The sequence below is a fragment of the Mesorhizobium caraganae genome, assembly GCF_016836705.1.
In the GTDB taxonomy this organism is placed as follows: domain Bacteria; phylum Pseudomonadota; class Alphaproteobacteria; order Rhizobiales; family Rhizobiaceae; genus Mesorhizobium; species Mesorhizobium caraganae.
In genome coordinates this window covers 1-464 of sequence record NZ_JAFCGY010000135.1, presented here as the reverse complement: position 1 = coordinate 464, position 464 = coordinate 1, and the positions used below count along the sequence as shown (strand labels likewise).

Annotated in this window: 1 protein-coding gene; it reads left to right on the top strand. The window is 57.1% G+C overall.

The window, feature by feature from the left end; translation table 11 throughout:
* A partial coding sequence (locus JQK88_RS35645) for an aminotransferase class III-fold pyridoxal phosphate-dependent enzyme (protein WP_203281272.1) occupies nt 1-394 on the top strand: 394 nt, incomplete at its 5' end.
* Nucleotides 395-464: the final 70 nt, after the last annotated feature.

Genomic DNA, 464 nt, shown 5'->3' with positions numbered 1-464 from the left:
CACCTATGCCGGTAACCCGATTGCCTGCGTGGCAGCGCTGGAAGTGTTAAAGGTATTCGAGCAGGAAAATCTGCTGCAAAAAGCCAACGACCTGGGGCATAAGCTGAAAGACGGATTGCTGGCGATAGCCGAAAAACACCCGGAGATCGGCGATATACGCGGGCTGGGAGCGATGATTGCCATCGAGCTGTTTGAAGATGGCGATCACAGCAAACCGGACGCCAAACTCACCGCCGAGATCGTGGCGCGTGCCCGCGATAAAGGCCTGATTCTTCTCTCCTGCGGCCCGTATAACAACGTGCTGCGCATCCTTGTACCGCTCACCATTGAAGACGCTCAGATCCGTCAGGGTCTGGAGATCATCAGCCAGTGTTTTGCTGAGGCGAAGCAGTAGATCCGTACCCATGCCGGAGGCGACGCTGCGCGTCTTGTCCGGCCTACGCGAATCCAGGTCGGATAAAGCG